This is a genomic window from Sphingomonas sp. (genome assembly GCF_019635515.1).
In the GTDB taxonomy this organism is placed as follows: domain Bacteria; phylum Pseudomonadota; class Alphaproteobacteria; order Sphingomonadales; family Sphingomonadaceae; genus Sphingomonas.
On the sequence record NZ_JAHBZI010000002.1, the window covers coordinates 941991 to 958753 of the forward strand.

The following is a 16763-nucleotide window of genomic DNA, read 5'->3' on the forward strand; positions in this document are numbered from 1 at the left end:
GCGCGTAGCGCTGACGGAGGGGGGCTCTCCACGCGGCGCATCGCTTGCGGCACGCCTCCTCCACCAGCTTCGCTGGTCCCCCTCCCCGTGCCGGGGAGGATCAGGAACGCACCGGAATGCCCGCCGCCGCCAGCGCGGCATGGGCTTCGGCGACGGTGGATTGGCCGAAGTGGAAGATCGAGGCGGCGAGGACTGCGCTCGCATGACCCTTGGTCACGCCTTCGACGAGGTGCTGGAGATTGCCGACGCCGCCCGAGGCGACCACCGGCACCGTGACCTGGTCGGCGATGGTGCGGATCAGTTCGAGGTCATAGCCGTCGCGGGTGCCGTCGCGGTCCATCGAGGTGACGAGCAGTTCGCCCGCGCCGAGTTCGGCGAGGCGCAGCGCGTGGGCGACTGCGTCGATGCCGGTCTCGCGGCGGCCGCCATGGGTGAAGACTTCCCAGCGGCCCTCGGCGACCTTGCGGGCATCGACCGAGGCGACGACGCACTGGCTGCCCATCCGCTCGGCGATTTCGCTGACGACTTCGGGGCGGGTGACGGCGGCGGAGTTGACCGCGACCTTGTCGGCGCCGGCGAGGAGGAGGGCGCGGGCATCCTCGACGGTGCGGACGCCGCCGCCGACGGTGAGCGGCATGAAGCACACCTCGGCGGTGCGGCGGACGACATCGACCATCGTGCCGCGGCCCTCGTGGCTGGCGCCGATATCGAGGAAGCACAGCTCGTCCGCGCCCGCCGAGTCATAGGCGCGGGCCTGTTCGACGGGATCGCCGGCGTCGATCAGATCGACGAAGTTGACGCCCTTGACGACACGGCCGCCCGAGACGTCGAGGCAGGGGATGACGCGGGCGCGGACGGACATTATCCTTTCGCCACCTCGATCGCCCAGCTCAGATCGAGCCGCCCGTCATATAGCGCGCGGCCGGTGATGACGCCCTCCACACCGTCTTCGACATGACCGCGCAGCGCGTGGATGTCGGCGATGTCGGTGACGCCGCCCGAGGCGATTACGGGAATCGACACGGCGCGGGCGAGGGCGACGGTGGCTTCGACGTTGCAGCCCTTCAAGAGCCCGTCACGGCCGACATCGGTGAAGAGGAGGGCGGCGACGCCGGCATCCTCGAAGCGGCGGGCGAGATCGATCACCGAGACGTTCGAGACATCGGCCCAGCCATTGGTGGCGACCATGCCGTCGCGCGCATCGACGGCGACGACGATGCGGCCGGGATTGTCGCGGGCGGAGTCGCGAACGAGATCGGGATTCTCCAGCGCGGCGGTGCCGATGACGATACGCTCGACACCGAGCGCCAGCCAGCGCTCGACCGCGACGCGGTGACGGATGCCGCCGCCCAGCTGGATCTTGCCGCCGAAGCGCTTGAGGATCGCGGCGACCGCCGCGCCGTTGACCGATTCGCCGGCGAAGGCGCCGTCTAGATCGACGACGTGGAGCCATTCGGCGCCGGCCTGCCGGAACGCTTCGGCCTGGGCGGCGGGATCGTCACCATAGACGGTGGCGCGGTCCATATCGCCCTCGGCGAGGCGGACGACCTGGCCGCCTTTGAGATCGATGGCCGGAAAAACGATCAGGGGCGCCATGCGAGGAACCTTTCGAGGAGCGCGAGGCCGTAGCGCTGGCTCTTTTCGGGGTGGAACTGGACGCCGATCATATTGTCGTGGCCGATCGCGGCGGTGACCGGGCCGCCATGCTCGGTGATGGCGAGCACGGCATCGCCGGTGAAGGCGAAGCTGTGGAGGAAATAGGCCTCGCCGCGTTCGATCAGCGGGTGATCGGCGGCGGGGATGACATCATTCCAGCCCATATGCGGGACGCGGATGTTTTCGGCAGGGACGAGCTGGCGGACGGTGCCGGGAATCCAGCCAAGGCCGGGATGCGAGCCCAGTTCCTCGCCGCGTTCGGCCATCAATTGCATGCCGACGCAGACGCCGAGGAACGGCGCGGCGTCGCGGCGCACGCGTTGGTCGAGCGCCTCGACCATGCCGGGGATGCCGCGCAGGCCAGCCGCGCAGGCGCCGAACGCGCCGACGCCGGGGAGGACGATGCGATCCGCTTTCAGCGCGACTTCGGCGTCGGCGGTCACCGTGATATCGGCCGCGCCTGCGGCCTTGAGGGCGTTGTGGACCGAGTGGAGATTGCCCGCGCCGTAATCGATCAGCGCGATTGCGCTCACAAGACGCCCTTGGTGCTCGGGATCACTCCGGCCTTGCGCGGATCGATCTCGACCGCTTCGCGCAGCGCCCGGGCTAGGCCCTTGAACGCGGCCTCGGCGATGTGGTGGTTGTTCGAACCGTAGAGCGTCTCGACATGCAGCGTGATTCCAGCGGCTTGCGCGAAGCTGTGGAACCAGTGTTCGAACATCTCGGTGTCCATCTCGCCGAGGCGCTTCTGGCTGAACTCGGTCTTGAAGACGAGGAAGGGGCGGCCGGAGATATCGACGGCGACGCGGGTCAGCGTCTCGTCCATCGGCGAGAGGGCGTCGGCGTAGCGGCGGATGCCGGCCTTGTCGCCCAATGCCTTGGCGATCGCTTCGCCGATGGCGATGCCGGTGTCCTCGACGGTGTGGTGCTGGTCGATATGGAGGTCGCCGACGGTCTTGACGTCGAGATCGATCAGCGAGTGGCGGCTGAGCTGTTCGAGCATGTGATCGAAGAAGCCGATGCCGGTCGAGACATTGTACGCGCCGGTGCCGTCGAGATTGACGGTGACGTCGATGCTCGTCTCGCTGGTCTTGCGGCTGATCGTGCCAATTCTGGAAGAAGGTGGGCGCATGGGCTCCCCATAGCGGGGGCGGAGCCACAAGCAAAATAGCGTTGCTTGGCCGTACCCAACTTGACCCGGGGGCGGGAGCCGCTAACCCACGAACCTATGACGACCAATGTGCCCGACAGCCTGATTCCCTATGACGAGATCGTGCAGGAGGCCCTGCGCGCCGTGGTCGGCCGGGTGCTGGGCACGGTCGCGGCGACGCAGGCGCTGCCGGGCGGGCACCATTTCTATATCACCTTCAAGACTCACGCGCCGGGCGTCGATATCCCGCAGCGGCTGATCGAGCGCTTTCCGGACGAGATGACGATCGTCCTTCAGCACCGTTTCTGGGATTTGAAGGTCGATGACGAGAAATTCTCCGTCGGGCTGAGCTTCAATCAGGTGCCGGCGATGCTCAACATCCCGTTCTCGGCGATCACCGGGTTCCACGACCCGGCGGTCAATTTCGAGCTGCGCTTCCAGGCGCAGGAAGGCGATGTCGAGCCCGAGCAGCATGACGAGGCCGAGAATGACGGGCCGAGCGCAAAGCCGACGGACGATGGCTCGAACGTCGTCTCGGTGGACTTCAAGCGGAAGAAGTGACGGCAAGGCCGTGAGGCAGAGACCGTCACCCTGAACTTGTTTCAGGCTCAAGCGCTCCACGTGCGCGGTCGCCGCTTGCGGCACGTTGGATGCTGAAACGCGTTCAGCATGACGGTGTGGGGTTGGCGAAGCCACGCTCTTGCCTCTAGAGCGCGCGCAAACGTTCTGGAGGCATGTTCGTGACCACCCGCACCGAAACCGATTCGATCGGCGCCATCGAAGTTCCCGCCGATTGCTATTGGGGCGCGCAGACACAGCGCTCGATCGAGAATTTCCCGTTCGGCAGCCAGGAGCGGATGCCGCTCGGCATCGTCCATGCCCAGGCGATCGTGAAGCAGGCAGCGGCGCGGGTGAACCGCAAGCACGGCATGGACGCCAAGATCGCCGACGCCATCGAGGCGGCGGCGCAGGAGATCGTCGATGGCAAGCTCGACGACCAGTTCCCGCTGGTGATCTGGCAGACCGGCAGCGGCACCCAGACCAACATGAACGTCAACGAAGTGATCGCCGGCCGCGCCAATTTCGTGCTGGCGGGCACCAAGGGCGGCAAGTCGCCGGTGCACCCCAACGATCACGTCAATATGAGCCAGTCGTCGAACGACAGCTTCCCGACCGCGCTGCACGTCGCCGCCGTCCGCGCGACGCGCGACACGCTGATCCCGGCGCTCGACCGGCTGACCGCGTCGCTGGTCGCCAAGGCCAAGGCCTGGGATCACATTATCAAGATCGGCCGGACGCATACGCAGGACGCGACGCCGCTGACGCTTGGCCAGGAGTTCGGCGGCTATGCGGCGCAGCTGATCAGCTGCAAGGCGCGGATCGAGGGTTCGCTCAACGGCAATCTGCGCAAGCTGGCGATCGGCGGCACCGCGGTCGGCACCGGGCTCAATGCGCCGGAGGGCTGGGCCGAGGATATGTCGGCGGCGATCAGTGACATCGCTGGGACTGAATTCGAGCCGGCGCCGAACAAGTTCGAGCAGCTCGCCGCCAAGGACGGTCTGGTGTTCTTCTCGGGCGCGCTCAACACGCTGGCGGTGGCGCTCAACAAGATCGCCAACGACATCCGCTTCCTCGGCTCGGGCCCGCGCTCGGGGCTGGGCGAGCTGTCGCTGCCGGCCAATGAGCCGGGCAGCTCGATCATGCCGGGCAAGGTCAACCCGACGCAGTGCGAATCGCTGACGATGGTCGCGGCGCAGGTGATCGGCAACAACCAGGCGGTGACCGTCGGCGGCATGCAGGGCCATTTCGAGCTCAACGTGTTCATGCCGCTGATCGGCGCCAATGTGCTGCGCTCGATCGATCTGCTGTCGGTCGGCATGACCAGCTTCGCCGAGCGCTGCGTCGACGGGATCGAAGCCAACGAGCAGCAGATCACCGATCTGGTCAACCGCTCGCTGATGCTGGTGACCTCGCTGGCCCCCGCGATCGGTTATGACAATGCCGCGAAGATCGCCAAGAACGCGCATGAGAAGGGGCTGACGCTCAAGGAGAGCGGGCTGGCGCTGGGGCTGGTCGACGAGGCGACCTTCGACAAATATGTGCGGCCGGAGACGATGGTCGGGCGGTGAGCTTTTCGATCCTCCCCCGTGCGGGGGGATCGGGAACTATGCGTCGTCCCGACCGCTTAGCTCCCGAACCTTATTCTCGGGAGCAATCGATGATCGGCGACGCAATCGCAGGCTATATCGGCAACAAGATCGACCGGCGTGACGGCAAGGGTGGGACGATCGGCGCGCTGGTCGGCGTGCTCGGCTGGAGAGTCGCCAAGCGCGTAGTGCCCGCCGCGATCGTGCTGGGCGCCGCGGCTTATGGCGCACGCGCACTCCAGAGGCGATTCAGCGCACCTGCGACTTGACGCGAGGGCGACTCCTCCGCCAGTAGCGCGCATGGCCGCCGACCCCGAGCTCGATCCGCACAAGTTCCGCAGACGGGGCGTGCTGTTCGTCCTCTCCTCGCCCTCGGGTGCGGGCAAATCGACGATCGCACGCAAGCTGCTGGCCGCCGATCCCTATCTCGAGATGTCGGTATCGTACACGACGCGGCCGATTCGTCCCGGCGAGGTGGACGGGAAGGACTATCATTTCGTCGATCTCGAAAAGTTTCGCGAGATGGTCGCGAACAACGAGTTCCTCGAATGGGCGCATGTGTTCGACCAGCGCTACGGCACGCCCAGGCAGCAGGTCAGCGACATTCTCGCCTCGGGCCGCGACGTGCTGTTCGATATCGACTGGCAGGGTGCGCAGCAGCTGTTTCAGTTGGCCGGCGGCGATGTCGTCCGTGTCTTCATCCTGCCGCCAAGCCTGAAGATCCTGCGCGAGCGGCTGGTCAACCGCGCCACCGACGCGATGGAGATCATCGACGCCCGCATGAACCGGGCGACCGCCGAGGTCAGCCACTGGGACGGCTATGACTATGTGCTGGTCAATGACGACATCCAGCAGACCTATGAGCGGGTGCACACGATCCTCAAGGCCGAGCGCCTGAAGCGTTCGCGCCAGACCGGGTTGATCGGATTTATCCGGGGGCTCAACAAATAGCCTCAGTTTTTGTGGTCAGCAAAACGGGAGGCTTTTATGCCCAGACTAATACTCGGCGGCGTGCTTGGCGGACTTGCGATGTGGCTCGTCGGCTTTATCTTCTGGGGAACGCCTCTCAGCCTCCTCGCGCTTTCCAAGACCGACGATGCCGCGAGCGCGGCACTCCAGCAGGCGCTGGCGCAGCACCTCGGACCGCTCGGTAGCGGCGCCTACCCGATCCCCTGGGTCGGAACGGCTACAGGCACCCAGCTTTACGGTCAGGGCCCGGTGAGCATGGTGCTCTTCAACAGCAGCGGCTTCGCCAATCCCGACACCACGTCATTGATAGGCGGACTGATGCTGGCGATTCTCTGCGTCCTGATCGCGGGCTTCGCAATGCGGCTGGTGGCGAGCGGGCTGAGCTTTGCCGACCGGCTCAAGCTGGTGGCGTTGGTCGCGGTGGCGGTGACGGCCTATTCGGATCTGGGCCAGCCGATCTTCAACCACGCGCCCGTCGGCTATTTCTTCTATCTGTGGCTCAGCGATGTGGCATCATGGGTTGCGGCAGGAGCGGTGCTTGCGTGGGCATTGCCGAGGCCGGCGGTAGCCAACGTCTAGAGCAAACTCAGGAACCGGGCGCCAGCGAGGAAATCGGCGTGGTGCGCGTCGCGTGCCTGTGTCGCGAGATCGTCTTCGCCCCATTGCTCCGCCTGCCAGTCCTCGTCGACCTGCGCGGCATGCCACACCGTATCGGCATCGACGGCGCCTTCGCCCAAGGCGAGCGCGGCGACCAGCGAGCCGCTGACCGTCACGACATGCGACAGTCCGGCCAGGTGAAACGCGTCCTGCGCGGCGACGGCCTCGGCGAGGCGGGCGATGGTCGCGGGCGGCTGGGCGCGGTGCATGACGCCGGCGGCGGTCTCGAAATGCACGTCGTAGCGGCGGCGCGCCCAATCGAGCAGCGGATCCCATGCCGCCCGCTGGCGCTCGACCAGCGGCTCGGGAAGCTCGGCGCGATAATAGAGCAGGTCGCTTTCGCCATAGGCGGCGAGGCCGGCGGCGAACTTGGCGGGATCGGGCGCGATGGTGTCGATCGCGGCGTTGGCGAGGCCGGTGAGCGGCATCGCGCGCGGATCGATGGTCTCGCCGACCGCGCGCCATTCGTCGGCCACGGCGTCGGCGAGCGCGGCGGTGGGGAGGATCAGCGGGGCGCGGCCCGGGGTGCGGACCGGCTTGCCATCGAGCGCGATGCCATTGTCTTCGAGGGTGACCTCTTTCCAGAAACGCTTCACGGCTGCGGCGTCTTCCAGCGTTTGGCAAGGGCGCGGGGCACCGCCGCCATCATGTAGAGCGAGGCGAGGATCAGCGTGGCGCCGAGCATGGTGTGAAAGGTCGTGACCGAGCGCCCGGCGATGAGCAGTCCGAGCACCGCGCCGGCGACCGCGGCGATGTTGACCGCCTGAATCAGATAATAGCGCTTTGCGGCGAGGCGATCGGCGTCGTTCATAAGCCCTCCAGTACCGCGGGAAGCATGCTGGCGTGCGCCACGATCTCGTCCGCGCCGGCGGACAGCAACTCTCCCGGTGTGTGGTATCCCCATACGACACCAATGGCGTGAACACCAGCGGCGTGGGCCATCGCCATGTCGAAGCTGGTGTCGCCGATCATCGCGCTGGTCCCGGGCGCGGCGCCGGCTTCGGCGATGGCCAGTTCGAGCATCGCGGGGTGCGGCTTGGACGGGTGACGATCGGCGGTCTGGAGGGTGACGAAGCGATCGTGGAGGCCGTGATGTTCGAGCAGGAGGCGCAGGCCGCGATCGGACTTGCCGGTGGCGACACCGAGCAGCCAGCCGGCGGCTTCGAGCGCGTCGATGGCTTCGCGGACGCCGTCGAACAGCGGCTCGGGATCGAGCGCGCCGTTCGAGCGCATCGCGTGGAAGGCGCGCTTGTAGCTTTCGGCCATCTCCACATGCTGGGCGGGTTCGCCGTGCGGGTGAAGGGCGGCGAGCGCGGGCACGAGGCTGAGGCCGACGATGCGTCGGATGTCTTCGCGGCTGGGTGGCATGAGGCGGACTTCGGCGAAGGTCGCTTCCATCGCGCGGCAGATATTGGCCTGCGAATCGACGAGGGTGCCGTCGCAATCGAAGACGGCGAGGCGGTTGATCACAGATCCTCCCCGGTACGGGGAGGGGGACCGCCGAAGGCGGTGGAGGGGGTGCGCCGCGGACGTTGCGCCGCGAGGAGAGCCCCCTCCGTCAGCGCTTCGCGCTGCCACCTCCCCGTGCCGGGGAGGATCATGCCTTTCTTCACTTCTTCCTAGCCTCGCCCCGGCCCCGCCGCTCGCCGCGGCGTTCCTTGCGGACCGACTTGGCGTGCGCCTTGGCGATCGACTTCTTCTGCTCGCGGCTGAGCGGAGCGCGGTCGTCGATCGCGTCGCTGGCGTCGCCGAGCGCGATGTCGAAGCCGAGCGTCTTCATTGATTCGGCGAAATGATCGGGCAGCTCGGCGGTGACGTCGATCTTGTCATGCCCCTCGTCGGGATGATCGATTTTGATGCGGCGGGCGTGGAGGTGCATCTTGCGGCTGATGCCGCCGGTCAGGAACGCGTCCTGCAACCCGTATTTGCCGTCGCCGACGATCGGGTGGCCGATCGCCGCCATATGGACGCGGAGCTGGTGGGTGCGGCCGGTCAGCGGCTGGAGCTCGACCCAGGCGGTGCGGTTGCCAGCCTGCTCGATCACCCGGTAGCGGCTTCGCGCCGGCTGACCCTCTTTGGGATCGACATGCATCTTCTCGCCGCCGGTGCCGGGCTGCTTGCCGATCGGCAGATCGATCATGCCGTCCTCGATCTCTGGCACGCCGACGACGAGGGCCCAATAGAGCTTTTTGGCGCTGCGGCCGGAGAAATGCTTCGAGAAATAGGCGGCGGCGCGGCTGGTGCGGGCGATCAGCAAGGCTCCGCTCGTATCCTTGTCGAGGCGGTGGACAAGCTTGGGGCGGCCCTCATTCTCGTACTGGAGCGCATCGAGCAGGCCATCGACATGCTCGGTGGTCTTGGTGCCGCCCTGGGTGGCGAGGCCGGGGGGCTTGTTGAGGACGAACGCCTGCTCGTCCTTGTAGATCACCAGGCTCTCGGCGAATTCGATCTCGTCGTCGCTCAGCTTGCGGCGGATGATTTTGGGCTTGGCGGTGCCGGGCTTGGGCGCTTCGGCGGGCGGGACGCGGATCGTCTGGCCCTGCGTCACACGGTCGCCCGGGGTGGCGCGGGCGCCATCGACGCGGAGCTGGCCGGTGCGTGCCCAGCGCGAGACCAGGTTGAAATTGGCGTCGGGGAGGTGGCGCTTGAACCAGCGGTCCAGCCGGATGCCGTCATCGTCGGCCTGGACGATGAACTGGCGGACGTCCTTGCTCATCTCGCTCATGCGATGGCCCTCACTGCGTTGAGGCCGATGGCGAGCGCGGCGACCGAGCCGATCACCGAGGCGAGAATATAGGTCGTGGCCAGCATGAAATCGCCGCGTTCGATCAGGTTGATGGTGTCGAGCGAGAAGGCGGAAAAGGTGGTGAAGCCGCCGAGCACACCGACGCCGAGCAGATACCAGGAGACGCCGCCCGCCTGACCGGTGCGGACCAGTACGCCGGTGAGCACACCCATCGCGAAACCGCCGATCAGGTTCACCGCGAGCGTGCCCCATGGGAAGTTCGGCCCCATCCACACGAGCGCGGCGCGGCCGGTCAGGTAGCGCGCGCCGGAGCCGAGGGCGCCGCCGAGCATGACGAGGAGGAGATGTGGCATAAGCGCGCCGGTAGCGCGGATTGCGGCAAAAGGGAAACGGAGGCGCGGATCGCGATGCCAGAGGCGGTCGACGCCGGCGCTTCGCCTGCCGCCCAGTGCGCGATGCATATAGCGTGGCCGATTTATCGTTACGGATAAGCAACCAGCGCGAGGCTCGCGCGTTGGCCGGGCATGCAGAAACTATGGTTCATTACCAATCCGAATTCCGGAACCGCGACCCGTGCCAAATGCGATGCGCTGGAGGCGGTGTTCGCGGAGCGCGGGCTGGAACTCGTCAAGCGCACCGAGTTCCCCGACGAAAGGCTCCCCAGTGCCGAGAAGCTCGACGCGGCGGGAGTCGATACCGTCGTGTTGTTCGCGGGCGACGGCACGATCAACGCGGCGTTATGCGCCCTCGCCGAATGGAAGGGCGATTTCCTGATCCTGCCGGGGGGCACGATGAACCTGCTCGCCAAGGCGCTGCATGCGGAGACGGACCCGCAGAAGATCATCCACGCCGCGCATATGGAAAAGCGCCGCATGGCGCTGCCGTTCGTCGAGGCGGGCAAGCACCGCGCGTTCGTCGGACTGATCCTCGGCCCGGCCGCCGCCTGGGCGCGGGCGCGCGAGGCGATGCGCAAGGGCAGGATCGGGCGGATGCTGGGCGCGGTGCGATCGGCATGGCGGCGGACCTTCGATCGGCGGGGCATCCGGGTGGAGGGGGCGCCGGCACTTGGCGATCATTATCAGGCGGTGTTCGTGTTCCCGCATCTCGACGGGCTCGATGTCGCGGCGGTCGATGCGCGCGAATGGAAATCGATCGCGCAACTGGGGTGGGACTGGGTGACCGGCGACTGGGTCGCGGCGCATGCCGTGACCGAGGCACGCACGCAGGAATTGCGGCTGGGCGGGAGCAAGCCGGTGATGGCGCTGTTCGACGGCGAACCGGTCAATCTCGACGCTGATGCGAAGATCGTCGCGGGCAAGAGCATGGAACGCTTCATTACCACGCGCGCTTGATCTGAATGACAAGGCTCTTCCACGTCAGCGACGTGCATTTCGGTCGCGAGGACCAGGCGGCGATCGACTGGTTCGCAGCGAAAGTCCGCGAGGAGCAGCCCGACGCGGTGATCGTCACCGGCGACCTGACGATGGCGGCGCACCGCCACGAGTTCGAAGCGGCGGCGAAGTGGCTGGAGAGCCTGCAGCGGCCGACGACGGTCGAGGTCGGCAATCACGATTTGCCCTATTTCAACCCATGGGCGCGATTCGTGACGCCGTACAAGCGCTATCAGGCGCTCGAGCGGATGATCGAGAAGCCGCTGGATGTGAAGGGCGTCGCGGTGGTGCCGCTCAAGACCACGGCGCGGTTCCAGTTCCGGCTCAACTGGTCGAAGGGCTATGTGAGCCTCCGCGCGCTCCAGCAATCGCTGGCGCTGGTCGAGGCGGCGCCGGCGGGCGACACGATCTTCGTCGCCTGCCACCATCCGCTGGTGGAGGGCGGCACGCGGATGTCGTCGCAGACACGGCGCGGGGTGCGGGCGCTGGAGGCGCTGTCGGCGGCGGGGGCGGATGCGGTACTCACCGGCCACGTCCATGATCCATTCGACATCGGCCATGACGTGAATGGGCGGACGGTGCGGCTGATCGGGGCGGGGACGCTATCGACGCGGACGCGTGCGCAGCCGCCTTCGTTCAACGTCATCACCGTCAAGGACGGTGGCTTCGAGACGGTCGCGTGTTTCCTCGGCGAAAGCAGCGTGCCGCTCTAGGGTCCGTACTCACTACCGGCAATGGTCGTGACGGAGCGCATTTTGGCGTTGGGCAAGAAATGAGGAGGGAGCGAGGTTGCGCCCTCGTGGCCGACGAATGCCGTAGCTCAGCGCCAAAAGGCGCCCGCCGCTTCGCGGTCGCCTTGTGAAGCCCGCTGGACTGCGTTGGATCGCTTGCGCGGGCCCCCAGCCCGCGCTGCGCAATCCGCCTTGCCAGCAGACTTCACAAGACGATCACGACCGTTGCCGGTAGTGAGTACGGACCCTAGCGCTTCACCGCGATATCCTGTCCGAACACGAGCAGATTGCCGTCAGGCGCGACAATCATCAGCTCGCGCTGGCCGTACATCTGATCGACCGGGCCGTGGACATCGCCATCGTCGAGAGCGGCGAGCCCGGGCTTCAATTCGGCATGCAGCGCGTCGAGATTCTCGACATCGATATAATAGCAGAAGCGCCGGTTGCCGGGCGGGGCGCCATCGTCGCCCCGGTTCTGAAGGATGCGGAATGCGGCCGCCTCGCGCTGGACATAGGCATAGTCGGCGCTGCGGAAGCGGAGCGTGAAGCCGAGCATTTCGAAGAAGCCGATCGCCACCTCGATATCGGGCACGTGCATGAACGGCGTGATGCGAAAGAGATTGGCCATCGATTCGCCTCCCCGGGGGATGCCGGTACGATACCCATGGTGATCGCGGGATTGCGGGGGGCGGTTAAGGCTTAAGCAACCGCAATGTCCGCTTCCACCTTACTTGACTGCAAGGATGAAATATCTCATATTTCTGTTATGACAGAAATTACCGATGCAGGCGCAACGCTTCCCATCGCGGTCCAGCAGTTCGTACTGCATTGGGGCGAGATGGGCGGGCAATGGGGTGTCAACCGTTCGGTCGCGCAAATCCATGCGCTGCTTTACCTCAGCGACCGGCCGCTAAACGCCGAGGAGATCAGCGACACGCTGGGGATCGCGCGGAGCAACACCTCGAACAGCCTCAAGGAGTTGCTGGGCTGGAAGCTGATCCGGCGCGCGCCGGTGATGGGCGACCGGCGCGATCACTATGTCGCCGAAGTCGATCTGATGCAGATGGTCACGCGCATCGCGCAGGGGCGCAAGGAACGCGAGATCGATCCGGCGGTGGCGGCGCTGCGCATCTGCACCGACGAGGCCAAGGCCGATCCGCGCATTTCGCAAGTCGCGCGTGAGCGGATCACGGCGATGCACGATTTCATGCGCGAGATCGACGACTGGTATCAGCAGATGATCGCCGTGCCGCCGAGCCGGCTGATGCTGCTGATCCGGATGGGCAAGCGGGTGCTGGCGTTCCTGCCCAAGGCGAAGGGCGAATAACAGGAGGCGGCGATGGCGACGGTCTGGCGCGAGGCGATGGTCGAACGGGAGCCGACGCAAGGCGGCTTCGAGCGGTTGCTCGGGCGCGAGGCGTGGCTGGCGCTGCCGGGCGCGGTGCGCGAGCGCTTCCTGCGGCGGATCGAGACGGGCGATTGCGTTACGTATGTCGGGCGGGTGGTGGAATGCCGGATGTCGCTGGCCGGGCGGATATTCGCGCAACTGGCCCGGATCGTCGGCGCGCCGCTGCCGCTCGGGACCGATATCGGGGTCGCCGCCAGCGTCAGCGTCACCAGCGACGACGGGCGGATCAACCAATATTGGACACGGCAATATGGCCGCCGCCACGGCTTCCCGCAGGTGATCCACAGCGCCAAGCGCTTTGCGGGACCGACCGGGCTGGAGGAATATCTGGGCTATGGGATCGGCATCGCCCTGCGGCTGCGCGTGGCGGGCGGGGCGCTGCTGTTCGAGGGCGATCATTATTTCGTGCGGCTGTTCGGGCTGCGCCTGCGCCTGCCGCGCTGGGCCGAGCCGGGGCGGCTCACCGTCGGCCACCGCGACCTTGGCGATGGGCGCTTCGTGTTCAGCCTCGACCTGGCGCATCCGTTGCTGGGTGCGATGATCCACCAGAGCGCCATCTTCGCGGAACCGGCATGAGCCGGATCCTCGTCATTGGCGGGTATGGCGGCTTTGGCGCGCGGCTGGTGCGGCGCTTGCTCGCGGCTGGGCACACCGTGCTGGTGGCCGGAAGGAACGGTGAAAAGGCGGCGGCGTTCTGCGCGGGGCTGCGGAATGCCGAGCCGGTGGTGGCGGACCGCGCCAACGGCATCGGCATGGTGATGGCGCGCGAGCGGCCCGATCTGGTGATCGATGCAGCGGGCCCGTTCCAGGGAAGCGGCTATACCGTGCCCGAGGCGTGCATCGCGATGCGCATCCCCTATCTCGATCTGGCGGATTCGCGCGGGTTCGTGGCCGGTATCGGCCAGCTCAACAAGGGCGCCGCGATCGAGGTGCCGATCGTCAGCGGCGCGTCGAGCGTGCCGGCACTTTCAGGCGCGGTGGCGCGGGCGCTGGCGCCGCCTGGAATGGCGGTGCGGCAGATCGAGATCGCGATCAGTGCCTCCAACCGGGCGGTGGCCGGGCCTTCGGTGGCGGCGGCGATCCTCAGCTATGTCGGCAAGCCGGTGCGACTATGGCGCGGGCGGCGGCAGGCGGAGGCGACCGGCTGGCAGGAAGTGCGGCGCGAGCGTTTTGCCGTCGGCGGCGCGGTGCCGCTCGACCGCTGGGTGGCGCTCGCGGAGGTGCCCGATCTCGACCTGTTGCCGGCGGCGATCGAAGGCCGCCCTGCGGTTACGTTCCGCGCGGGCACCGAGCTTGGCTTCCAGGTGCTGGCCTTGTGGCTGCTGAGCTGGCCGGTGCGCTGGGGCTGGATCGGATCGCTGCGGCCGATGGCGGGCTGGCTGCACCGGTTGCAGCGGATCACGGCCTGGGCGGGCAGCGATCGTTCGGCAATGGCGGTGACGCTCAAGACCGACCGGCTGGCGCGGCGCTGGACGCTGATCGCGAGCAATGGCGACGGGCCGGAAATCCCGACGCTGGCGGCAGAGTTGCTGGCTGGGGACATACTCGCCGGACGTGTGCCAGCGGGCGCGCGGGATGCGAGCGGCTTGCTCACGCTCGACCGGTTCGAGCCGCTGTTCAACGAATTGTCGATCCGCCACGAGATCAGCGAATGGCCGGTGATGCCGCTTTACGCCCGCGCGATGGGCGCACGGTTCGCGGCGCTGCCGGCCGAGGTGCAGGCGATGCATATCGTATCGGGCGATGCCGGGGCGCGAGGCGAAGGGCAGGTCGAGCGCGGCCGGGGCATCGCGCATCTGATCGGGCGGATCATGGGCTTTCCGCCGGCAGGAACCTATCCCGTCCACGTCGCTTTCGCCGAACGGGACGATAAGGAGCGCTGGACACGCGATTTCGGCGGACATCGCTTCCGCAGTGAACTTTCGCAAGCCGGCCAGGGCGTCGCCGAACGCTTCGGGCCGCTACGCTTTGTCTTCGATTTGCCCTCCACCGGCGAGGGACTGGCGATGGTGCTGCGCGGCTGGACCTTGTTCGGCATGCCGATGCCGCGGTTTCTCGGGCCGCGTATCGATGCCCGGGAATGGGTGGAGGAGGGCCGCTTCCGCTTCGAAGTCGGCGTGCGGATGCCGCTGATCGGCGCGGTGGTGCGGTACACCGGCTGGCTGGAGCGCATCTAGCGCAGCCAGCGGATCATCGCGGGGAAGTCGCTGGTCATGCCGTACCAGCGCAGCATCGGGACGCCGATGCCGCCGCCATCTACATAGCTGGAGAGGTAGGCGCTGCCGCCGTCCTGATAGCCGCCTTCATGGAAGACGGCAGCGGGATCGACGCCGATTTCGCGGGCGGCGGCGTAGGACCAGGCCATTGCCGCCATCTCCTCGGCGGGATCGTGGCGGATTTCGGCCTGGCTGGCGCGCTGCGCGGGATCGGTGACGGCGATGTGCCCGGCTTCATGCAGCAGATCGCCGGGCCAGCGCATGCGCTCGGGATCGTAAACCAGGGTGCCGTGGCGGACGGTGAGGCCCGGCAGCAGCGTGCCTGCGACCGGCTCGGCGATCACCGGGATGCCGATGCGCTCGAGGAAGGCGAGGATGCGGGGCAGATCGGCCATCGCCGGGAGTGTAGCGAAACGCCCGCATAGCAAAAGGGCGGCCCGTTGCCGGACCGCCCTCTATCGCTGTTGGCCGCCACGCCGTCAGACGTGGCGAGTCTTGGGATTGCCGCGCAATCCCAAGCCGTCCCGCATCAGCGCTTCGAGAACTGGAAGCTGCGGCGGGCCTTGGCCTTGCCGTACTTCTTGCGCTCGACCGCGCGGCTGTCGCGGGTCAGGAAGCCTGCCGCCTTGACCGGGGCGCGAAGCACCGGCTCGAAGCGGGTCAGCGCCTGGCTGATACCGTGCTTGACCGCGCCGGCCTGGCCCGAAAGCCCGCCGCCCTTGACGGTGCAGACGACGTCGTACTGGCCCGCGCGATCGGCGACGCCGAACGGCTGGTTGATGACGAGACGGAGCGTCGGGCGCGCGAAATAGGTTTCCTGATCGCGGCCGTTGATCGTGATCTTGCCGGTGCCGGGCTTGAGCCAGACGCGGGCGACCGCGTCCTTGCGGCGGCCGGTGGCATAGGCGCGGCCGAGGCTATCGACGATCTTCTCGCGCAGCGGCATCGTCGGTGCGGCCGGGGCGGCCGGCGCGTTCAGATACTCTTCGGCGCTCTGCGGCGCGGCGGCGGGAGCCGAAGCGGCGGCAACGGGGGTTTCGCCCGCGGCGATCGCACCCAGATCGGAAAGGGACTGGCGATTGTCGGACATCAGTTGCCCACCTTGTTCTTGCGGTTCATCGACGCGATGTCGAGGATTTCGGGGTTCTGGGCGGCGTGCGGATGCTCGCTGCCGGCGAAGATGCGCAGGTTGCGCATCTGCTGACGGCCGAGCGGGCCGCGCGGGATCATGCGCTCCACTGCCTTTTCAAGCACGCGCTCGGGGAAACGGCCGCCGAGCACCTTGGCCGCGGTGATTTCCTTGATACCGCCGGCATAACCGGTGTGCTTGTAATAGACCTTGTCGGCCAGCTTCTTGCCGGTGAAGCGGATCTTGTCGGCGTTGATGACGACGACGTTATCGCCGCAATCGACGTGCGGGGTGAAGCTGGTCTTGTGCTTGCCGCGCAGCACATTGGCGATGATCGTCGCGGCGCGACCGACCACGAGGCCGTCGGCATCGACGATGTGCCACTTCTTTTCCACGTCCGCCGGCTTCACCGACTTGGTGGTCTTCATCAGCGCCTTCATGGCGGGTGACCTTTCGAGGTTGAAATACGAGCGCGCCAGCCTTTCGGCCAGCGCGGTTGGCGGCTCTTTGATGAATCGTGCCCGAGAAGTCAAGCAAATGCGCGGGTTTGCTGACGGGTATTA

Annotated in this window: 23 protein-coding genes; 10 read left to right on the forward strand and 13 right to left on the reverse strand. The window is 67.1% G+C overall.

All coding sequences use genetic code 11. The features are described 5' to 3' along the window. Positions 1-100: 100 nt before the first annotated feature. Genes hisF through hisB form a run of 4 tightly spaced genes read right to left on the reverse strand, consistent with a single transcriptional unit; the run spans position 101 to position 2788 of the window. A complete protein-coding gene (gene hisF / locus KF730_RS17000) occupies positions 101-862 on the reverse strand; it encodes an imidazole glycerol phosphate synthase subunit HisF (protein ID WP_294099544.1) in 762 nt (253 codons plus the stop codon). Beyond that, complete coding sequence (hisA, locus tag KF730_RS17005) at positions 862-1596, reverse strand: 1-(5-phosphoribosyl)-5-[(5-phosphoribosylamino)methylideneamino]imidazole-4-carboxamide isomerase (RefSeq protein ID WP_294099545.1); 735 nt, start codon at positions 1594-1596, stop codon at positions 862-864. Before hisA ends, hisF begins: the two co-directional genes overlap by 1 nt. After that, complete coding sequence (gene hisH, locus KF730_RS17010; RefSeq protein WP_294099547.1) at positions 1584-2189, reverse strand: imidazole glycerol phosphate synthase subunit HisH; 606 nt, start codon at positions 2187-2189, stop codon at positions 1584-1586. The genes hisA and hisH overlap by 13 nt, the downstream gene beginning before the upstream one ends. Then, positions 2186-2788 carry an imidazoleglycerol-phosphate dehydratase HisB gene (gene hisB, locus KF730_RS17015; protein WP_294099548.1) on the reverse strand — a complete coding sequence of 201 codons (603 nt, stop codon included), beginning with the start codon at positions 2786-2788 and terminating at the stop codon, positions 2186-2188. Before hisB ends, hisH begins: the two co-directional genes overlap by 4 nt. 96 nt (positions 2789-2884) lie before the next feature. Between hisB and KF730_RS17020 the strand changes: the two genes are divergently transcribed. From KF730_RS17020 to KF730_RS17040, 5 genes are all read left to right on the forward strand, one after another. Then, positions 2885-3367, forward strand: coding sequence for a ClpXP protease specificity-enhancing factor SspB (locus tag KF730_RS17020; protein WP_294099550.1), 483 nt, complete (start codon positions 2885-2887; stop codon positions 3365-3367). 173 nt (positions 3368-3540) lie between these two features. Further along, on the forward strand, positions 3541-4935 hold the full coding sequence (gene fumC / locus KF730_RS17025; protein ID WP_294099551.1) for a class II fumarate hydratase: 1395 nt from the start codon (positions 3541-3543) through the stop codon (positions 4933-4935). An 89-nt stretch (positions 4936-5024) separates the two neighbouring features. Next, positions 5025-5222 carry a hypothetical protein gene (locus KF730_RS17030; protein ID WP_294099552.1) on the forward strand — a complete coding sequence of 66 codons (198 nt, stop codon included), beginning with the start codon at positions 5025-5027 and terminating at the stop codon, positions 5220-5222. Positions 5223-5253: 31 nt separating this feature from the next. After that, entirely contained in the window at positions 5254-5904 is a 651-nt protein-coding gene (gene gmk / locus KF730_RS17035; RefSeq protein WP_294099554.1) for a guanylate kinase, read from the forward strand. 36 nt (positions 5905-5940) lie between these two features. Continuing rightward, positions 5941-6501 (forward strand): hypothetical protein, encoded by a 561-nt coding sequence (locus tag KF730_RS17040; protein ID WP_294099556.1) that lies wholly within the window; start codon positions 5941-5943, stop codon positions 6499-6501. On the opposite strand, the gene KF730_RS17045 is transcribed toward KF730_RS17040, so the two are convergent. The 5 genes from KF730_RS17045 to crcB form a co-directional block, all read right to left on the reverse strand. Next, the gene (locus KF730_RS17045) at positions 6498-7175 is read right to left on the reverse strand and encodes an ATP12 family protein (protein WP_294099558.1); all 678 of its coding nucleotides are present in this window, start codon (positions 7173-7175) and stop codon (positions 6498-6500) included. The genes KF730_RS17040 and KF730_RS17045 overlap by 4 nt on opposite strands. Beyond that, positions 7172-7390 (reverse strand): hypothetical protein, encoded by a 219-nt coding sequence (locus KF730_RS17050; RefSeq protein ID WP_294099560.1) that lies wholly within the window; start codon positions 7388-7390, stop codon positions 7172-7174. Before KF730_RS17050 ends, KF730_RS17045 begins: the two co-directional genes overlap by 4 nt. Next, positions 7387-8046, reverse strand: a complete 660-nt coding sequence (locus KF730_RS17055) for an HAD-IA family hydrolase (protein ID WP_294099918.1) — start codon at positions 8044-8046, stop codon at positions 7387-7389. The genes KF730_RS17050 and KF730_RS17055 overlap by 4 nt, the downstream gene beginning before the upstream one ends. A 142-nt stretch (positions 8047-8188) precedes the next feature. Beyond that, positions 8189-9304 carry an RluA family pseudouridine synthase gene (locus KF730_RS17060; RefSeq protein WP_294099564.1) on the reverse strand — a complete coding sequence of 372 codons (1116 nt, stop codon included), beginning with the start codon at positions 9302-9304 and terminating at the stop codon, positions 8189-8191. Further along, positions 9301-9678 (reverse strand): fluoride efflux transporter CrcB, encoded by a 378-nt coding sequence (gene crcB / locus KF730_RS17065; RefSeq protein ID WP_294099566.1) that lies wholly within the window; start codon positions 9676-9678, stop codon positions 9301-9303. The genes KF730_RS17060 and crcB overlap by 4 nt, the downstream gene beginning before the upstream one ends. A 171-nt stretch (positions 9679-9849) precedes the next feature. Between crcB and KF730_RS17070 the strand changes: the two genes are divergently transcribed. Next, positions 9850-10677 (forward strand): diacylglycerol kinase family protein, encoded by an 828-nt coding sequence (locus KF730_RS17070; RefSeq protein ID WP_294099567.1) that lies wholly within the window; start codon positions 9850-9852, stop codon positions 10675-10677. Between the two features lie 5 nt (positions 10678-10682). Continuing rightward, entirely contained in the window at positions 10683-11429 is a 747-nt protein-coding gene (locus KF730_RS17075) for a metallophosphoesterase (protein WP_294099569.1), read from the forward strand. Between the two features lie 265 nt (positions 11430-11694). On the opposite strand, the gene KF730_RS17080 is transcribed toward KF730_RS17075, so the two are convergent. After that, positions 11695-12075: a VOC family protein gene (locus KF730_RS17080; RefSeq protein WP_294099574.1), complete on the reverse strand. Its 381-nt coding sequence runs from the start codon at positions 12073-12075 to the stop codon at positions 11695-11697. A gap of 138 nt (positions 12076-12213) precedes the next feature. Here KF730_RS17080 and KF730_RS17085 point away from each other — a divergent pair, with 138 nt between their 5' ends. From KF730_RS17085 to KF730_RS17095, 3 genes are read left to right on the forward strand one after another with little or no spacing between them, the layout of a single operon-like run. Continuing rightward, on the forward strand, positions 12214-12774 hold the full coding sequence (locus KF730_RS17085; RefSeq protein WP_294099576.1) for a MarR family transcriptional regulator: 561 nt from the start codon (positions 12214-12216) through the stop codon (positions 12772-12774). A gap of 12 nt (positions 12775-12786) precedes the next feature. Next, positions 12787-13431, forward strand: a complete 645-nt coding sequence (locus KF730_RS17090; protein ID WP_294099579.1) for a DUF4166 domain-containing protein — start codon at positions 12787-12789, stop codon at positions 13429-13431. Further along, complete coding sequence (locus KF730_RS17095) at positions 13428-15032, forward strand: SDR family oxidoreductase (protein ID WP_294099582.1); 1605 nt, start codon at positions 13428-13430, stop codon at positions 15030-15032. The genes KF730_RS17090 and KF730_RS17095 overlap by 4 nt, the downstream gene beginning before the upstream one ends. On the opposite strand, the gene KF730_RS17100 is transcribed toward KF730_RS17095, so the two are convergent. The 3 genes from KF730_RS17100 to rplM form a co-directional block, all read right to left on the reverse strand. Next, positions 15029-15466, reverse strand: a complete 438-nt coding sequence (locus KF730_RS17100) for a hypothetical protein (protein WP_294099584.1) — start codon at positions 15464-15466, stop codon at positions 15029-15031. The two genes, KF730_RS17095 and KF730_RS17100, sit on opposite strands and share 4 nt — an antisense overlap. Before the next feature lie 134 nt (positions 15467-15600). Continuing rightward, a complete protein-coding gene (gene rpsI, locus KF730_RS17105; RefSeq protein WP_294099588.1) occupies positions 15601-16161 on the reverse strand; it encodes a 30S ribosomal protein S9 in 561 nt (186 codons plus the stop codon). Beyond that, the gene (rplM, locus tag KF730_RS17110; protein WP_294099590.1) at positions 16161-16640 is read right to left on the reverse strand and encodes a 50S ribosomal protein L13; all 480 of its coding nucleotides are present in this window, start codon (positions 16638-16640) and stop codon (positions 16161-16163) included. The genes rpsI and rplM overlap by 1 nt, the downstream gene beginning before the upstream one ends. Positions 16641-16763 lie beyond the last annotated feature (123 nt).